The sequence below is a fragment of the Pseudomonas sp. LBUM1652 genome, assembly GCF_059716105.1.
In genome coordinates this window covers 4,115,738-4,132,269 of record NZ_CP166804.1, presented here as the reverse complement: position 1 = coordinate 4,132,269, position 16,532 = coordinate 4,115,738, and the positions used below count along the sequence as shown (strand labels likewise).

Sequence of the window (16,532 nt, the reverse complement as noted above, 5' to 3'; positions counted from 1 at the left end):
TTTTTACTCGAATAGGGTCGAAATGAGGGCAGGGTGTGATCAGTCGATAATCGTGCGGTGAACCTTTACCCAGCGTTCTTCTTCGGCCGAAGCCAGAATCGCATCGATGATTTCGCAGCAGCGCAGGCCGTCGACGAAATTCGGTGCCGGCGACTCGCCGGTCTTAAGCGCGTTGATGAAGTGGCGGAAACTGAGAGTGAATGCATCGCCGTAGCCCATGCCCTGCGCCGTGACCCCGACACCCAGATCGCCGCCCAGCGCCGGGAACCAGAACAGCTCGGCACCGGGATGAGCGCGGCCCAGCGGGATCGTCCGATAACCGGAAATGGCCTGGGCATCGGCGCCGTCGAAAAATTGCAGTTCGTTGCTGCGCTCCCAACTGAACCGCACGGCGCCCTTGTCGCCGACCACGACAAAGAACACGTCATTCTTGAAGCCGGGCAGGGCCCAACTGGCCTTGATAGTGCCGGTGGCGCCGTTGTCGAACCGCACCATTGCCGCCGCCAGGTCATCTACTTCAACCTGACCCTGTTGACTGCGGTCGTTGGGCAGTGGGCGTTTTTCGATGAAGCGCTGAGTGGTGGCAACCACGCTGTCCACTTCGCCAACCAGAAACCGCGCGAGGTCGATGATGTGCGCGCCGACATCACCCAGTGCTCCGGCACCGGCCGGGCCCTTTTTGAAGCGCCAGTGCAGGGGAATGGTCGGATCGTTATTGTGATCCTGGAAAAAGTGCCCTTCGAAATGACGAATCTGGCCCAGTGCGCCGCTTTTGATCAGGGCGCGTGCCTGCGCAATCGCTGGCCAGGCGCGGTAGGTGAAGTTGACCATGTGCACCCGACCGGAGGCGTGTGCTGCCCGTGCCATTTCAGCGGCAAAGTGGCTGTTGACCGACAGCGGTTTTTCGCAAATCACGTGTTTGCCGTGAGCGAACGCGTCGAGACAAATTTCATGATGAGAATCGTTGGGAGTGGCCACATCCACCACATCGATCGAAGGATCGCGGGTCACGCTCTTCCAGTCGGTGCCGTGTTCCTGCCATCCCCAGCGCGAGGCTTCGCGTTCTGCGGCGCCGGCATCGGTGTCGACGATCCGTGCCAGATCGAAACGATCGGCGAGGTCTTCGGTGTAACCAGCCAGATTGTTCATCGACAGGCTGTGCAGCTTCGCCATGTAACCGGCGCCAATCATCCCCACACGAAAAGGCTTTGCTGCTTGCATTGTTTCTGGCTCCCATTGGACTTCTTGTCTGGATGCCTGAAAAAAGGACGGACGCTCCTGCGCTGACCCCATTCCTTTGTTCTCAGGCGGGGCCATACCACCCTTGACAGCGGTGTGAAGGTCAAGAGTTTTTTAGGGCTTTAGCAAAAAAAACCATTGATCATGCGATGCGAGCAACTGGCAACGTTACCCATCGGCTGAGGACGCTTGGGCGGGGGGGCGGGTTTCACACGGCTGGAATGTTGCGCACACGAAAAAAAGGCCCCGCAGTCGTTAAACGGCGGGACCTTTTCATGTTGCAGGGCAGCTTTAGAAGTCGATGGTGCCCGACAACTTCGCCACCCGCGGCTCACCCTGAGTCAGATAACCGCCCTGAGCCGATTCCCAGTACTTCTTGTTCGCCAGGTTCTCCACGCCCAGACGCAGGGTTACGTCTTTTTCCGAGACCTTGAAGGCATAACGTGCGCCCGCGTCGAAGCGGTTCCAGGTTGGCAGGCTGAGGTTGTTTGCCGCGTCGGCGTATTGGCCGCCGGTGCGCAGCATCCGCGCATTCAGCGCGACGCCTTGCAGGCCGGGTACATCCCAATCCACGCCGGCGTTGAACTGGAAGGTCGGCACGCCGATGGCACGGTTGCCGTCGTTGGCGCCGTTCAGGGTGTTCTTCAGTTCGGTGTCCATGAGGGTCAGGCCGCTGATCAGGCGCAGACCATTGATTGGCTCGCCGAACACGTTCATTTCCACGCCTTTGTTGATCTGCTCGCCTTCACGCACGTAGGTGCACGTGGTGGCGCTGTCGATTTCACAGTAGCCGTCGCTCGGCTGCTCGATGCGGTACACACCCAGGCTCGCGCCGTAAGTGCCCATGTCGACTTTCACCCCGGCCTCGGTCTGCTTGGAGCGGGCCGGTGCGTAGACTTCGTTGCCATTGGTCACGCGAAAGCCACCGGAGCTGGTCGGCGAAGTCGGGCCCTGGGCCAGGCCTTCGATGTGGTTGGCGTAGAACGAAACGTGCTCCCACGGCTTGAATACGATGCCGTACACCGGCGTGGTGATCGACTCGTCGTAGCTCGAAGAGCGCGGGCCGCTGCCGTAGCTGGCGTAACCGTAACCTTGCACGACCAATTGCTGACGACGCAGGCCGGCGGTGATCAGCAGTCGATCATCGAAGAAACCGAGGGTGTCGGAGATCGCGAGGCTGCGGTTGAAGGTCTTGCCGACGATGCCCGGGTCATTCAGGTCGCCACCGGAAAAGTTGCCGACCGGCGACGGGGTTTGCACCGGGTGATAGATGTTGTTGGCGTACTTGGTCAAGTCAAAATCATAGGCGCTGCGCTGTTCGGCCCAGATGCCGGTCAGGCCGAAATTGAGCTTGTGGCTGACCGGGCCGGTGTTGAATTTACCGTTTAGGCCGGCCATCACACTGGTGTTGTCTTCATCGTGGGGAATGAACGAGCCGGTGGTGAACGATGCACCGTTATTGCCGACCAGCGTGGTCGAGTTATAGCGCCCGACTTCACGGGTGTGCTTGGCGCCGCCAGCGGCGTAGGCGGTCCAGTTGTCGTTCAGGTCGTACTCGGCGCGGAGCATGCCGAAGGTGTCTTCGATGTCGGTGTAGCCCCATTTCGGCGCGTAGTTGGTGTCGGCTGATGGCGCATCCGGAATGTGCGTGGCGGTGCCGAGGTTGACCGAGTTGCGGCCACCGTTGACGCGCTCTTTCTGATAGGCGAAGTCGCCGGAAATTCGCAGCGCATCGCCGCGATAGTCGAGGCCGATGGCGAACAGTTTCGAACGCTGGTTCTCGTGATCAATGCCGGTATCGCCTTCGCGCTGGGACAGGTTGATCCGTGCGCCGAAGCGGTTGTCTTCACCGAAACGCTGGCCGATGTCGAAGTGATGACCGATGCGGCCTTCGCTGTTGATGTCGGTGGTGTAGCGGCGCAGCGGCACGTCGCCGGCGCGCTTTGGCTGCAGGTTGACGCCGCCACCGATGCCCGAGCCGGTCGGTGTCACGCCGTTGATGAAGGCGTTGGGGCCTTTGAACACTTCCACGCGCTCCAGGGCGTCGGTGGAAATGATCTGCCGTGGCAGTACGCCGTACAGGCCGTTATAGGAAATGTCGTCGCCGTTCAGCGGCAGGCCACGGATCATGAAGACTTGCGACTGGTTGGAAAAGCCGGACGCCTGGCGCACCGACGAATCATTGAGCAGCACGTCAGCGACGTTTTCGGCTTGCTGGTCCTGGATCAGTTGTTCGGTGTAGGACGCGGCACTGAAGGGTACGTCCATCATGTCCCGATTACCCAACACGCCCAACTGGCCGCCACGAGCGACCTGACCACCGGAATAAACCGGTGGCAAGGCGTTTGGCGCTGGGGCCTGGGCGTTGATGTTGACGTTGTCCAGCAGCAGTTCTTTGCCGTCTTCTTCAGCGGCATGGGCAGTGACAGTCAGGGAGCACAGCAGGGCGAGAAGCGTCGGGCGGAACGGGACGGCAAGTCGGGCTGAAGCGGGCATGTTTCGTACCTGGAGGCGCACGGCCGGTGAGAAAAGGTTAAGACGGCGCGGAACTCCTTGCGCAAATGCGACTCCAGGTGCAAATGATAGGTTTTCTCAGTAACGTTTTGCAATCAGTTTGTCATCACCCCTTGAAGGCGCTAGGCCGATGGGCATTTTGCCCCCCGCGGTGAGGGGATTTATCCACGATGGGCTGCGCAGCAGTCCCCTTTTCAGTAAAAAAGCAGGGCCGCTTCGCGCCCCATCGGGGATAAATCCCCTCGCCACAGGGTCAGTGTGGGTCTGGCTTGTGGAATACCATTGATCGTATGGTGAACCCGGCTCAACGGACTGGATGGAGCAACATGCACACCCCTCGATTACTGATCACCCTCGCCGCAATGCTCGTACTGGCCGGTTGCGCCAGCCAGCGTGGCCGCGAACCCGCCCCACGCCCACCGGCCGAAGTGAAGGCCGAGATTGTGCGCCTGATGCCGGCCAAAACCGCCGATCGCCAAGGCTGGGCCACCGATATCTACGCCGCGTTCGCCGCGCAGAACATCAGCCCGACCACACAAAACCTGTGCTCGGTATTGGCCGTTGCCGAACAGGAATCCACCTTTCAGGCCGACCCCACCGTGCCCGGTCTGGGCAAAATCGCTCGCGATGAAATCGACCGCCGCGCCGCCAAAGTCCATATCCCCAGCCTGTTGGTCAGCGGCGCCCTGCAAGTGCGTTCGACCAACGGCAAGAGCTACAGCGAACGCCTGAGCAGCGCGCGCAGCGAAAAGGAGTTGAGTGCGATTTTTGATGACTTCATCGGCAGGGTGCCGATGGGTCGCACACTGTTCGGCGGCTTCAATCCTGTGCATACCGGCGGACCGATGCAGGTCAGCATCGAATTTGCCGAACAGCACGCCAAGGATTATCCGTACCCGGTCGACGGCACCATCCGCCGCGAGGTGTTCAGCCGTCGTGGCGGCATGTACTTCGGCATCGCGCATCTGCTCGGTTACCCGGTGAGTTACCGCGAGCCGCTCTATCGTTTCGCCGACTTCAACGCCGGCTGGTACGCCAGCCGCAACGCGGCGTTCCAGAACGCGGTCAGTCGCGCGTCGGGTATCCCGCTGGCGCTGGACGGCGACTTGATTCGCTACGATTCGATCATGCCCGGCGGTACGGAACTGGCGGTACGCACCCTCGGCAAGTCGTTGGGCATGCGCAATCCGACCATTCGCGATCAACTGGAGAAGGGCAAAACCCTGGAATTCGAAGAGACCAAACTCTATCAACGGGTATTCGAGTTGGCGGAGAAGGCCGAAGGCAAGTCATTGCCGCGTGCGGTGCTGCCGGGGATCGTGCTGCAGAGCCCGAAAATCACCCGAAAACTGACCACCGCGTGGTTCGCCAAACGCGTGGATGAACGCTACAAACGCTGCATGGCCAAGGGTGGCTGATTGTTGCAGGCATAAAAAACCCGGCTGAGGGGAGCCGGGTTTTTCTGGGTTGTTGCGATGACGCCATTCATTCAAGCGTTGCGCAGTTCGTTCAGGCGATCAGCACCACCTTCAGCGACGGTGTTGCCTTGCAGACGATCCGAGCCATCGGCGGCGACGGTGTTGCCTTGCAGACGATCCGAGCCATCGGCGGCGACGGTGTTGCCTTGCAGACGATCCGAGCCATCGGCGGCGACGGTGTTGCCTTGCAGACGATCCGAGCCATCGGCAGCGACGGTGTTGCCTTGCAGACGATCCGAGCCATCGGCGGCGACGGTGTTGCCTTGCAGACGATCCGAGCCATCGGCAGCGACGGTGTTGCCTTGCAGACGATCCGAACCATCAGCCGCGACGGTGTTGCCTTGCAGACGATCCGAGCCATCGGCAGCGACGGTGTTGCCTTGCAGGCGATCCGAACCGTCAGCAGCAACGGCGTTCTGGTACAGACGGTCCGAGCCATCGGCGGCGATCATCGTGTGTGCTGGAGTAGCGGCAAAAGCGTTAACTGCGAAAACCGAGAAAGCGATGCTGAGAAGAGTTTGGCGTTTCATGATGGTGTGCTCCGGGGTGTTATTGGTTGGTATGGGGCAGATGTTACGCCGGAGATTTTTTATGAGAACTTCATTGCTGTGATTGTGAACATCGACGCCGCTGATGATTGCCAGAGCCCGCAGCTTAGAGCCTCACAGCACCTTCACAGCGCGCCCGATGGCCTGAATCGGCCCGGTCGGTTTGCCGATCGGCGAGCCGTTGGCGCCTTCCAGCGTCAGCTCGAACAACTGATTGGGTTGCAGTGGCGGCAACTTATCCAATTCAACCTTCAGCGCCTGCCCGGGCTTGACCAGCCCCAGCGACACAGGCCCTTGCCAGCCATCGGCCTTGGTCCAGAATTCCAGCGCCTTGTCTGCCGGCACCTCGACCACGCCTAGCGGTATCAATTGAATCTCATGTGAGTTGCTGGCCTGAATTACCCAGCCCGGGGCCTTGTCCTGCGGCGCGACCAGCACCACCAGATAACTCGGCTTCGGCGTGGTCTGGGTCAGCAGGATTGAACCCAATATCAACGTTGCGGCTAACCCGGCAGCACTCAAACCGCGCCACAGCGGCAGCAGATTCCACCAGGAGGTTTGCGCCGGGCTAGATACTTTTTGCGTAAGTCGTTCGACACTGCGCTCAATTCGCGGCCACAACAGGGGGGATGGCTGTTGCGGCTCGGCGAGGTCGGTGAGGTCCAGCAGGCGTCGTTCCCAGACATCCACCGCAGCACGCAGTTCAGGATCAGTCGGCAGGCGCCGTTGAACGTCGGCGCGATCTTCAGCCGAGAGCGTGCCGAGCACATATTCGCTGGCCAGCTCATCGCGTTCCGATTCAGTGGTCATCCCATGCACTCCCGCAAGGCGTTGAGGCTGCGTTTGATCCACGCTTTGACGGTGCCCAGCGGCGTGTCGAGGCGCGCGGAAATCTGCGCATGGCTGTAGCCGTCGACATACGCATGAATGATGCAGCTCCGGCGTTGAGGATCGAGTTGTTCCAGGCAGCGGTGAATGCGCGCCGAATGCGCCTGGGCATCGAAGCTGTCATCGTCGTGCGTGGGCATTTCATGATCTTCGCTGAACGGTGTTTCCCGAGCCTGATTACGCAGCAGGTTCAACGCCAGGTGCCGGGTCACGGTGAACATCCAGCCACGCGCCGAACCTCGCGCCGGATCAAACCCTGCCGCGCCGTTCCAGATCTTGATGAAGGCCTCATGGACAATGTCCTCCGCCAGTGCCGTGTCGCGCACCAGCCGTTTGGCCACGCCGAGCAGGCGCGGGCCTTCCTGCACATACAAATCGCGCAGGGCCGACCGCTCGCCGCGGGCACAGGCAGCGAGACGGGCTTCGTAATCGAATTCAGTTTCGGGTAAGGACATGCAGTGCAATCTAGCTCATTTTCCGCATTACAACGCAGAACCCTGTGGGAGCGGGCAAGCCAGCTCCCACAGGGGGGCAGGGTGAGCCTGAGAAATCAGTTCGCCGCCCAGAAAATGTAATCCGCCTGATACTTCACCACTTCCTGCTTACCCTTGTTCGCCGCTGTGCATTCACTGCTCGGCGCCACGCCGCCCTTGAGCGCGACACGCTGGATGTAGCTCACGCCGGTCATCGCGCCTTTGCCTTCTGCAGGGTTGGCCTTGACCAGTTGATAGGGCAGGTTGCCCGGGCTCGACGGCGCTACCGCCAGTTGCGTGCCGGTGACTTTCGAACCGTCCTCGGCCTGCCAGGTGGCTGGTGGGCCGAAGTAGTTGCCGACCTTCTTGCCGCTGCGATCATTGAGCACCGCTTTGGGACCGACGAAGGTCCACTCGGTCTGCCCGGCCATATTGGGCTTGTCGCGGCATTCGTAGGTGATCTCGCCGACCCCGGTGGTTTCCAGCGCGATCTTGTGGCCGTCCGGGACTTTGATGGTGTCGGGGTAACTGCTTTGGGCGAACGTTGCCGAGGAGGCTGCGAGCAAACCGGTGAAGCAAATCAGCTGTGTGGCGTTCATCAGTGTTTTCTCCGAAAAGGGTAGATCGCTGGCAGCCAAGGAGGGCTGTTACAGGGACTACCCATGGCGGAGCCGATTGGATGCAGTGCCTGAAAAATATTTTTCAAACACCACAAATTCCCTGTAGGAGCTGCCGCAGGCTGCGATCTTTTGACTTTGATTCTTTAAACAACAAGATCAAAAGATCGCAGCCTGCGGCAGCTCCTACACAAGTTCGGCGATTGGGCGGGAAACCACCAACCCGGAAGCTTTCAGGAGTTCTTGCGTATACGGATGCTGCGGCGCCGCGAAGATCTCGCGCGAAGAACCCTGTTCCACGATCTTGCCATCCTTGATCACCATCAAGTCGTGGGCCAGGGCATGTACCACCGCCAGATCGTGGCTGATGAACAAATACGTCAGCCCATGCTTGATCTGCAATTGCCGCAACAACTCCACCACTTGCTTTTGCACCGTGCGATCCAGTGCCGAGGTCGGTTCATCGAGCAGAATCAGCGCCGGTTCCAGCACCAATGCGCGGGCGATGGAAATGCGCTGACGCTGGCCGCCGGAGAACTCATGGGGATATCGATGGCGACTTTGCGGATCCAGCCCGACTTCTTCGAGCACCCGGATCACCGCTGCCTCATGCTCGGTCTCGGTACCGATGCCGTGGGTCAGCAAACCCTCGGCGATGATCTGCTGCACCGACATCCGTGGGCTGAGGCTGCCGAACGGGTCCTGAAACACCACTTGAATCTGCCGCCGCAACGGCCGCATCAAACGCTGATTAAGCAGACTCAGTTGCTTGTTGCCGAAACGGATATTGCCCTCCGATTCCACCAGCCGCAGGATTGCCTGACCCAGCGTCGACTTGCCCGAACCTGACTCCCCGACAATGCCCAATGTCTTGCCCCGTTGCAGGCTGAAACTCACGCCATCCACCGCTTTGATGTACTCCTGCTGCCGACTGAACAAAGCCTTGGGCAACGGGAACCACACCTTCAGGTCATCGACTTCCAGCAAGTTGTGCTCGTACAAGCTCGGCACCGGCGCGCCGCTGGGTTCTGCCTCGATCAGCAAGCGGCTGTAAGGGTGCTGCGGCGCGCGAAACAGTGCTTCGCAATCGGCCTGCTCGACGATCTCGCCGTGGCGCATCACGCACACCCGCTGGGCGATGCGTCGCACCAGATTGAGGTCATGGCTGATCAGCAGCAACGACATGCCCAGCCGCTGCTGCAACTCGATCAACAGCTCAAGAATCTTCTGCTGCACGGTCACGTCCAGCGCCGTGGTCGGCTCGTCGGCGATCAGCAGCTCCGGCTCGTTGGCCAGTGCCATGGCGATCATCACCCGTTGCCGCTGGCCGCCGGAGAGTTGATGGGGATAGGCTTTCAAACGCTGCAAGGGTTGGCGAATGCCCACCAGTTCCAGCAGCTCCAAGGTACGCGCACGGGCCGCTCGACCCTTGAGCCCCTTGTGAATCTCCAGCACCTCGCTGACCTGTTTTTCCACCGTGTGCAGCGGGTTCAGTGAAGTCATCGGCTCCTGGAAAATCATCGCAATCCGGTTGCCGCGCAAACCACGCATTTGCTGTTCACTGGCGTGCAGCAAGTCGACCCCGTTGTAGCGAATCGAGCCACTGCTGCTGACGGTTTTGCCGGGCAACAAACGCAAGATCGAATGCGCCGTCACCGACTTGCCCGAACCGGATTCACCCACCAGCGCCAGGCACTCGCCGCGGCGGATATCGAGGTTCAGACCGTGCACCACTTCCTGCCCGGCGAAAGCGACACGCAGGTCGCGGATCTCGATCAAATGGTCTTTCATGTCAGCTCCTCGGATCAAGATCGTGGATCAAACGCATCACGGCAGGCTTCACCGATGAAAACCAACAACGACAGAATCAGCGCCAAGGCAAAAAACGCCGTCAGCCCCAGCCACGGCGCTTGCAGATTGCGCTTGGCCTGGCCGATCAACTCGCCCAGCGACGCGGTGCCGGCGGGCATACCGAAACCGAGAAAGTCCAGCGCGGTGAGGGTGGCGATGGCGCCGGTCAGAATGAACGGCAGGTAGGTGAGGGTGGAGGTCATCGCGTTGGGCAGGATGTGCCGGCGCATCAGCTCGCTGTCGGTCAGGCCCAAGGCCCGCGCGGCTTTGACGTATTCCAGATTGCGCCCACGCAAGAACTCGGCACGCACCACGTCGACCAGCGCCAGCCACGAAAACAACGCCATGATCCCCAGCAACCACCAGAAACTCGGCGAGACGAAACCGGACAAAATGATCAGCAGATACAGCACCGGCAACCCCGACCAGATCTCCAGCACCCGTTGCCCGAGCAGATCAACCCAACCGCCGTAATAGCCCTGCAACGCCCCGGCAACGATGCCGATCAACGCACTGATACCGGTGAGGATCAGCGCAAACAGAATCGAAATCCGCGTGCCGAATATCACTCGCGCCAAGACGTCCCGTGCCTGATCGTCGGTGCCCAGCCAATTGCTGGAGGAGGGTGGACTCGGCGCCGGTTCGGCGAGGTCGTAATTGACCGTGTCGTAACTGAACGGGATCGGCGGAAACAGCATCCAGCCGCCCTGATCCTCGATGAGTTTGTGCACGTAGTTGCTGGCGTAATCCGGCTGGAACGGCAGTTCACCGCCGAAATCAGTTTCCAGGTAGTCGCTGAGGATCGGGAAATACAAGGCGTTGTGGTAGCGGATCACCAGCGGCTTGTCATTGGCGATCAACTCGCCGCCGAGGCAAATCAGGCACAGGCCGATAAACAGCCACAGCGACCAGCGCCCGCGCCGGTTGGCTTTGAACTGAGCGACACGGCGCTGACCCAGAGGAGAAAGTGTGAACATCAGGCAGTCCTCGCCGAGAAGTCGATGCGCGGGTCGAGCAGGGTGTAGCAAAGGTCGCCGATCAGCTTGATCAACAGGCCGAACAGGGTGAACAGAAACAGCGCGCCGAACACCACCGGGTAGTCGCGCGACACTGCCGCTTCGTAGCTCGTGCGGCCGAGGCCGTCGAGGTTGAAGATGGTTTCGATCAACAGGGAACCGGCGAAAAACACCTCGATCAGCGCCGACGGCACACCGGCTACCACCAGCAGCATGGCGTTGCGAAACACATGGCCGTAGAGCACGCGGCGCTCAGTCAACCCTTTGGCCCGCGCGGTGATCACGTACTGACGGCTGATCTCGTTGAGGAAGCTGTTTTTGGTCAGGATGGTCAGCGTGGCGAAACCGCCGATCACCAGCGCCGTCACTGGCAGTACCAAATGCCAGAGGTAGTCGCCGACCTTGCCCAAGGTGCTGAGGCTGTCGAAGTTGTCCGAGACCAGGCCCTGCACCGGAAACCAGTTGACGTAACTGCCGCCGGCGAACACCACGATCAGCAGGATTGCAAAGAGAAACGCCGGCATCGCATAACCAACGATGATCGCCGTGCTGCTCCAGACGTCGAAGGCGCTGCCGTTCTTGATGGCCTTGCGAATGCCCAGCGGAATCGAGATCAGGTAAGTGATCAGCGTCGCCCACAGCCCCAGCGACAATGACACCGGCAGCTTCTGCGCGATCAAGTCAGTGACCTTGGCGCCGCGAAAGAAGCTGCTGCCCAGATCCAGCTGCGCATAGTTTTTCAGCATCAGCCACAGGCGTTCATGCAGGGGTTTGTCGAAACCGTAGTGGTGTTTGATTTCCTCGATCAGCGCCGGATCGAGGCCACGGCTGCTGCGCCCGGCGCCGCCAATCGCGGCGACCTCGCCACCGCCGCCCATGCTGTGCCCGCCGAAGCCCTGCAGGCGGGCGATGGCTTGTTCCACCGGGCCACCCGGCGCGGCCTGCACGATAAGGAAATTGACCACCAGAATGCACAGCAGCGTGGGGATGATCAGCAGCAAGCGTCGACTCAGATAACGCAGCATGTCACTGGCCCCCCGCGAGCTGGGCGTTCATCTGTTGCGTGGTCAACGGCTTGGCCGAAACCTCCCACCAGGTTTCCAGACCTTCGTTGTACAGTGGCTGCTGCGCCGGCATGCCGAAACGGTTCTGGTACACCGTCGGCGTGCCTTTGGAGTAATAGTTGGGAATCATGTAGTAACCCCATTGCAGCACCCGATCGAGGGCGCGGGCGTAATGCACCATGGCGTCGCGGGTATTGGCCTGGACAAGGCCGTCGATCAGTTGATCCACGGCCGGGTTGGCCAACACCATCGAATTGGAACTGCCGATTTGCGTGGCACTTTGCGAGGCGTAAAGGCTGTAAAGCTCGCGGCCGGGGGAGACGATCGGATCGCCACTGCGCGGGAAACTGGTGACGATCATGTCGTAGTCCCGGGCGTTGAGCCGGTTGACGTATTGCGCCGAGTCGATGCGGCGCAAATTGAGGGTGATGCCGATCTGCGCGAGGGTGCGTTTGAACGGCAGCAGCATGCGGTCGAACCCGCCCTGACCGTCGAGAAATGTGAACTCCAACGGTTCGCCGGCCGCGTTGACCAGCCGATTGTTTTTCGCCGTCCACCCAGCCTCGGCCAGCAGCTTCAACGCTTGCAGTTGCTTGTCGCGGATGTAGCCGCTGCCATCGGTTTTGGGTGCCTGATAAACCGTGGTGAACACTTCGTCGGGGATCTGCCCGCGCAGCGGTTCGAGGATCTTCAACTCCTCGGCGTCGGGCAGGGCGGTCGCGGCCATTTCACTCTTCGGCCAGAAGCTGTTCTGCCGCACGTAGAAGCCGCGCATCATCTGCTTGTTGGTCCACTCGAAATCCCACAACAGGCTGATCGCCTGACGCACGCGACGATCCTGGAAGATCGGGTTCTGCAGGTTGAACACGAAACCCTGAGCGGCGGTGGGTTTTTCCGGTGCGAGGATCGACTGCTGCAAGCGACCGTCACGCAGTGCCGGGCTGTCGTAACCCACCACATAGCCGGAAGAAGAAAATTCGCGGTTGTAGTCGAATGCGCCGGCCTGCAATAGCTGGCGAGCGACGTCGGTGTCGCCGTAGAAATTGATCGTCAGGTTGTCGAAGTTGTACATGCCGCGGCTGACCGGCAGGTCTTTGCCCCACCAGTCCGGATCACGCTGGAAACTGATGCTGCGCCCGGCATCGACCTTGCTTACGCGATACGGGCCGCTGCCCAGCGGCGGCTCGAAACCGCCACCGTTGGCGAAATCGCGCGTCTTCCACCAGTGTTCTGGCACCACGCGCATCGTCGCCAGATCCAGTGCCAAGGTGCGGTTGAGGTTGTTCTTGAAGGTGAAGCGAATCTGTTGCGGACTCTCGATCAACGCGTCCTGCACGTCGGCGTATTGCTGGCGATAGCTCAGGCTGCCCTTGGTCATCAGCAGGTTGAAGGTGTAGCGCACGTCTTCGGCAGTGATCGGCGTGCCGTCGGCGAAGCGGGCCTTGGGGTTGAGGGTGAAACGCACCCAGAGGCCTTCGGGATCGCGCTCCATCTGCTGGGCGACCAGGCCGTAGACGGTGTAGGGCTCATCCAGCGAACGGAACGCCAGCGGCGAATACACCCAGTCGTTGACCTGCACCACGGAAATGCCTTGATCGGCATAGGGCGCGATGTAGTTGTACTGACCGATCTCCATCGACGCACGGCTGAGCGAACCGCCCTTGGGCGCCTTGGGATCGACGAAATCGAAATGCTGGAAACCCGCCGGGTATTTCGGCGCCTCGCCGTACACCGTCATTGCGTAAGTGCCGACGGCCAGCGCATGGGCGGCATTGCACAGCAGTGCACTGCCAAAAAGCAGCGCAGCCATGTTGCGCATGAAAGTCATGAAATCACTCCACTGAATCCCTAGGAAGGTCACGCACGAAAATGTGGAGGTAAACCTGTGGTGAGGGGATTTATCCCCGACCGGCTGCGAAGCAGTCGCAAAGCCATTGCATGCGGTTGTTCTGGTCATCCGCAGTTGCAGGTTTTGGGGGCGCTTCGCACCCCATCGGGGATGAATCCCCTCACCACAAAAGCTCACTTACACAAGGGGTGTATCCAGCCCTGGGGTTAGAAGTGATAAGTCATCCGCGCAAACAGCGTGCGGCCCAGCGGATCGGTGTAGCGCGGGTCATAGCCGCTCTGGAAGTTGTAGGCCTGGTTGGAGAACGGTGGATTGCGGTCGAACACGTTCTTCATCCCGGCATCGACATCCAGCACCTTGTTGAAGGTGTAACCGGCCGACAGATCCCACACCGAATACGAGGCCACGCGCGCATGGGTATCGCGGTCGTAGTCGTTGTAACCGGTGGTGAAGCGGTTGGTCAGCGCCGCCCGCGCCGCGCCGAAGGTCCAACTGCCGGTCAGGTTGTGCTTCCAGCGAGCGATCACGCCGTCACCCTGAAAGTCGCCGACCTTGTCGGTGAACGGGCCTTTGATGGTGCTCTGGAAGTCGTACTCGTCCACGTAGGTGCCTTGCAGCCCGAGACCGAACTGACCGTACGGCGTGTTCGGGAAGCGATAGTCCAGCGACACGTCGACACCGTTGGTTTCGACGATGCCGAGGTTGGCGTTACCGGTGACGATGTAGTTGAGCGTGCCATCGGCGTTGCGCACGAAGCGATCCGGGTAGCTGCCGGCCTGATCAAAGACGGTGGATTCCGGGAATGGCTGGATCTGGTTGGAGATGTGAATCCACCAGAAATCCAGACCCACCGACAGGTTGCTGATCGGCTGATAAACAAAGCCCAGTGTCACGTTGCGCGCCTTCTCCGGGGCCAGATCCTCGTTGCCGCCAATCTGGTTCAGGAACTGCTGACCGCAATCACGCCCGCCGTTGCCGCCCGGTTGCACCACGCCGCCGGTACACAGCGCCGGGTCGTTGTAGTAACCCTGGGTGAACGTGATGCTGCGCGGTGAATACAGTTCGTAGAGCGACGGCGCACGGAAACCTTCGCTGTACGCACCACGCACCACGAGCTCTTTGAGCGGCTGATAACGGAACGAGTATTTCGGGTTGGTGGTGCTGCCGAAGTCGCTGTATTTGTCGTGGCGCACGGCGGCAGACAATTCGAGACTGTCGAGCACCGGCACGTTGATCTCGGCATACGCGGCTTTCACGCTGCGGTCGCCCTCGACACTGCCGGCCGGGTCGATACCGAGGCTCTGGATGTCACCGGCAAACTGCTCGAAGTCCTGGTGGAATTTCTCTTTGCGGTACTCGCCACCCAGTGCCAGACCGGAAGGGCCGGCACCGAACCAGTCGCCGATTTCGCGGCTGATGCGCCCGTCAAATCCGGCGACCCGGCCGACAGCCGTGGAGTAGGCACCGTGGTAGGCGGCGGCGTCGATGTACTGCTGACCAGCGGCCGACTGCGGGCCGAACGGATTGAGCAAGCCGCTGGCCAGACCATCGATCATCGCCTGATCGCTGACATAACCGCTGGTGACGCTGGAGACGATTTTGTTCTGGTTGTACGAGGCGCCGACGTTGTAATCCCAGCCGCCAACCAGGCCGTCGAAACTCAGCAGGAAGCGCTGGCTGGTGTTCTGGTCTTTCGATTCACGCGGGCCTGCTGCCGTTTCGCGCCAGTTGACGTCGACCGGTTGCGTCGGGTCGAGGGCGAAATCGGTCGGCGCCGGGGTGATGCCGTTGCCGGGGTAGTAGGGCGACGAGGAATCCAGGCTCAGACCGGTGAGCGGAGCAGGGCCGATGGACGTGGCGTTGTTGTTGCGTGACCAGAAGTATTCGAGGTTGACGTTGTGATCGTCGCCCAGTTTGCCGGTGGTCTTGCCGAAGAACGAAGTCTTCTCGGTTTGTGGCACCAGGTCGATGTACTCGCGGGTGCTGAAGCGGCACAGGCCATCACGGGCGATCAGGTTGGGGCCGTTGCAATTGCTGTTGGCCAGCGGGTTGGTGGCGTTGCCGTTCTGGCTGTAGTTGCCAGGGAATGCAGTGCCGGAGGTCTGGTCGAGGCCGCGACCGGGCGCGTAGTCGGTGGCGAAGGAGCGGTCGTTGGCGTCGAGGTTCTGCTGTTTGTTGTAGTTGAACACGCCGAGCACGTTGAAGCGGTCTTCTTCCAGATCGCCGTAACCCCAACTGGCGCTCATGTCCTTGGTCGCACCGCCGCCGCTGTGGGTCGGGGTTTCGCCGCCGAGGGTGAGCTGGCCGTCAGTCAGGGATTTCTTGGTGATGAAGTTGATCACGCCGCCGATGGCGTCGGTGCCGTACAGCGCCGATGCGCCGTCACGCAGCACTTCCACACGTTCGATGGCAGCAAACGGGATCATGTTCAGATCCACCGCGCCGCCGGCCGAGTTGGTACCCGACAAGGCGTTGTTGGCCAGTCGTCGGCCGTTGAGCAACACCAGCGTCTTGTTCGCGCCGATACCGCGCATGTCGGCGAACGATGCGCCACCCGTGGCCGCGCCGACCGAGCCGGCACTGTTGTTGATCGACTGGCTGCCGGTGATGCGTTGCACCAGCTCGGCGGTGGTGGTCACGCCCTGTTTGCGCAGTTCATCGGCCTTGAGAATGGTGATCGGCACCGCCGTCTCCGCATCGACCCGGCGAATCGCCGAACCGGTCACTTCCACCCGTTGCAGTTGCGTGGTCGGCGCAACCACTGCGGCGGCGGCCGGGACGCCAGCATTATCGTCCTCCGCCGCTTGCACGGTCCCGGCGCCCATCCCCATGGCCACCAGATACAGCGGAACAAAACGATGGCGAGAAATCGTGGCCACCAATGGTTTGAGCGTGAAGCGTGGAGTGTTCATCAGCATGGTTGTTTCCGACTTTGTTAGACGTTATCGAATTGGCCTTGTGAGCCCCTCATTGCTCCGCTTTCGGTGATACCGCG

The 16,532-nt window shown here is 60.8% G+C and carries 12 protein-coding genes; 1 reads left to right on the top strand and 11 read right to left on the bottom strand.

Features of this window, described 5'->3' with window-relative positions:
* Nucleotides 1–39: 39 nt before the first annotated feature.
* Both ACA069_RS18540 and ACA069_RS18535 read right to left on the bottom strand, forming a co-directional pair.
* Complete coding sequence (locus tag ACA069_RS18540; RefSeq protein ID WP_497614814.1) at nt 40–1,221, bottom strand: Gfo/Idh/MocA family protein; 1,182 nt, start codon at nt 1,219–1,221, stop codon at nt 40–42.
* Between the two features lie 309 nt (nt 1,222–1,530).
* A complete protein-coding gene (locus tag ACA069_RS18535; protein ID WP_497614812.1) occupies nt 1,531–3,735 on the bottom strand; it encodes a TonB-dependent receptor in 2,205 nt (734 codons plus the stop codon).
* Nucleotides 3,736–4,079: 344 nt separating this feature from the next.
* Here ACA069_RS18535 and ACA069_RS18530 point away from each other — a divergent pair, with 344 nt between their 5' ends.
* Complete coding sequence (locus tag ACA069_RS18530; protein WP_497614810.1) at nt 4,080–5,171, top strand: DUF1615 domain-containing protein; 1,092 nt, start codon at nt 4,080–4,082, stop codon at nt 5,169–5,171.
* A 71-nt stretch (nt 5,172–5,242) separates the two neighbouring features.
* Here ACA069_RS18530 and ACA069_RS18525 read toward each other — a convergent pair whose 3' ends face one another.
* The 9 genes from ACA069_RS18525 to ACA069_RS18485 all read right to left on the bottom strand — a co-directional run bounded on the left by ACA069_RS18525 (nt 5,243) and on the right by ACA069_RS18485 (nt 16,455).
* Complete coding sequence (locus ACA069_RS18525; RefSeq protein ID WP_150694894.1) at nt 5,243–5,761, bottom strand: hypothetical protein; 519 nt, start codon at nt 5,759–5,761, stop codon at nt 5,243–5,245.
* Between the two features lie 132 nt (nt 5,762–5,893).
* Nucleotides 5,894–6,589, bottom strand: a complete 696-nt coding sequence (locus ACA069_RS18520; RefSeq protein ID WP_187677622.1) for an anti-sigma factor — start codon at nt 6,587–6,589, stop codon at nt 5,894–5,896.
* Nucleotides 6,586–7,122 (bottom strand): sigma-70 family RNA polymerase sigma factor, encoded by a 537-nt coding sequence (locus ACA069_RS18515; RefSeq protein WP_497614808.1) that lies wholly within the window; start codon nt 7,120–7,122, stop codon nt 6,586–6,588. The genes ACA069_RS18520 and ACA069_RS18515 overlap by 4 nt, the downstream gene beginning before the upstream one ends.
* A gap of 95 nt (nt 7,123–7,217) precedes the next feature.
* Entirely contained in the window at nt 7,218–7,739 is a 522-nt protein-coding gene (locus tag ACA069_RS18510) for a DUF3455 domain-containing protein (RefSeq protein ID WP_489880335.1), read from the bottom strand.
* 204 nt (nt 7,740–7,943) lie between these two features.
* Nucleotides 7,944–9,548, bottom strand: a complete 1,605-nt coding sequence (locus ACA069_RS18505) for an ABC transporter ATP-binding protein (RefSeq protein WP_497614806.1) — start codon at nt 9,546–9,548, stop codon at nt 7,944–7,946.
* 14 nt (nt 9,549–9,562) lie between these two features.
* Nucleotides 9,563–10,585: an ABC transporter permease gene (locus tag ACA069_RS18500; RefSeq protein ID WP_187677626.1), complete on the bottom strand. Its 1,023-nt coding sequence runs from the start codon at nt 10,583–10,585 to the stop codon at nt 9,563–9,565.
* Nucleotides 10,585–11,649: a microcin C ABC transporter permease YejB gene (locus ACA069_RS18495; RefSeq protein ID WP_497614804.1), complete on the bottom strand. Its 1,065-nt coding sequence runs from the start codon at nt 11,647–11,649 to the stop codon at nt 10,585–10,587. Before ACA069_RS18495 ends, ACA069_RS18500 begins: the two co-directional genes overlap by 1 nt.
* Before the next feature lies 1 nt (nt 11,650).
* Nucleotides 11,651–13,516: an extracellular solute-binding protein gene (locus ACA069_RS18490; RefSeq protein ID WP_497614802.1), complete on the bottom strand. Its 1,866-nt coding sequence runs from the start codon at nt 13,514–13,516 to the stop codon at nt 11,651–11,653.
* A gap of 227 nt (nt 13,517–13,743) precedes the next feature.
* Entirely contained in the window at nt 13,744–16,455 is a 2,712-nt protein-coding gene (locus ACA069_RS18485) for a TonB-dependent receptor (RefSeq protein ID WP_497614801.1), read from the bottom strand.
* Nucleotides 16,456–16,532: the final 77 nt, after the last annotated feature.

Excerpts from the sequence above, each read along its gene's own strand:
- ACA069_RS18535 (WP_497614812.1), bottom strand. The coding sequence starts at position 3,735 with ATGCCCGCTTCAGCCCGACTTGCCGTCCCGTTCCGCCCGACGCTTCTC.
- ACA069_RS18510 (WP_489880335.1), bottom strand. The coding sequence starts at position 7,739 with ATGAACGCCACACAGCTGATTTGCTTCACCGGTTTGCTCGCAGCCTCC.
- ACA069_RS18500 (WP_187677626.1), bottom strand. The coding sequence starts at position 10,585 with ATGTTCACACTTTCTCCTCTGGGTCAGCGCCGTGTCGCTCAGTTCAAA.
- ACA069_RS18490 (WP_497614802.1), bottom strand. The coding sequence starts at position 13,516 with ATGACTTTCATGCGCAACATGGCTGCGCTGCTTTTTGGCAGTGCACTG.
- ACA069_RS18540 (WP_497614814.1), bottom strand. The coding sequence starts at position 1,221 with ATGCAAGCAGCAAAGCCTTTTCGTGTGGGGATGATTGGCGCCGGTTAC.
- ACA069_RS18495 (WP_497614804.1), bottom strand. The coding sequence starts at position 11,649 with ATGCTGCGTTATCTGAGTCGACGCTTGCTGCTGATCATCCCCACGCTG.
- ACA069_RS18530 (WP_497614810.1), top strand. The coding sequence starts at position 4,080 with ATGCACACCCCTCGATTACTGATCACCCTCGCCGCAATGCTCGTACTG.
- ACA069_RS18515 (WP_497614808.1), bottom strand. The coding sequence starts at position 7,122 with ATGTCCTTACCCGAAACTGAATTCGATTACGAAGCCCGTCTCGCTGCC.
- ACA069_RS18485 (WP_497614801.1), bottom strand. The coding sequence starts at position 16,455 with ATGCTGATGAACACTCCACGCTTCACGCTCAAACCATTGGTGGCCACG.
- ACA069_RS18525 (WP_150694894.1), bottom strand. The coding sequence starts at position 5,761 with ATGAAACGCCAAACTCTTCTCAGCATCGCTTTCTCGGTTTTCGCAGTT.
- ACA069_RS18520 (WP_187677622.1), bottom strand. The coding sequence starts at position 6,589 with ATGACCACTGAATCGGAACGCGATGAGCTGGCCAGCGAATATGTGCTC.
- ACA069_RS18505 (WP_497614806.1), bottom strand. The coding sequence starts at position 9,548 with ATGAAAGACCATTTGATCGAGATCCGCGACCTGCGTGTCGCTTTCGCC.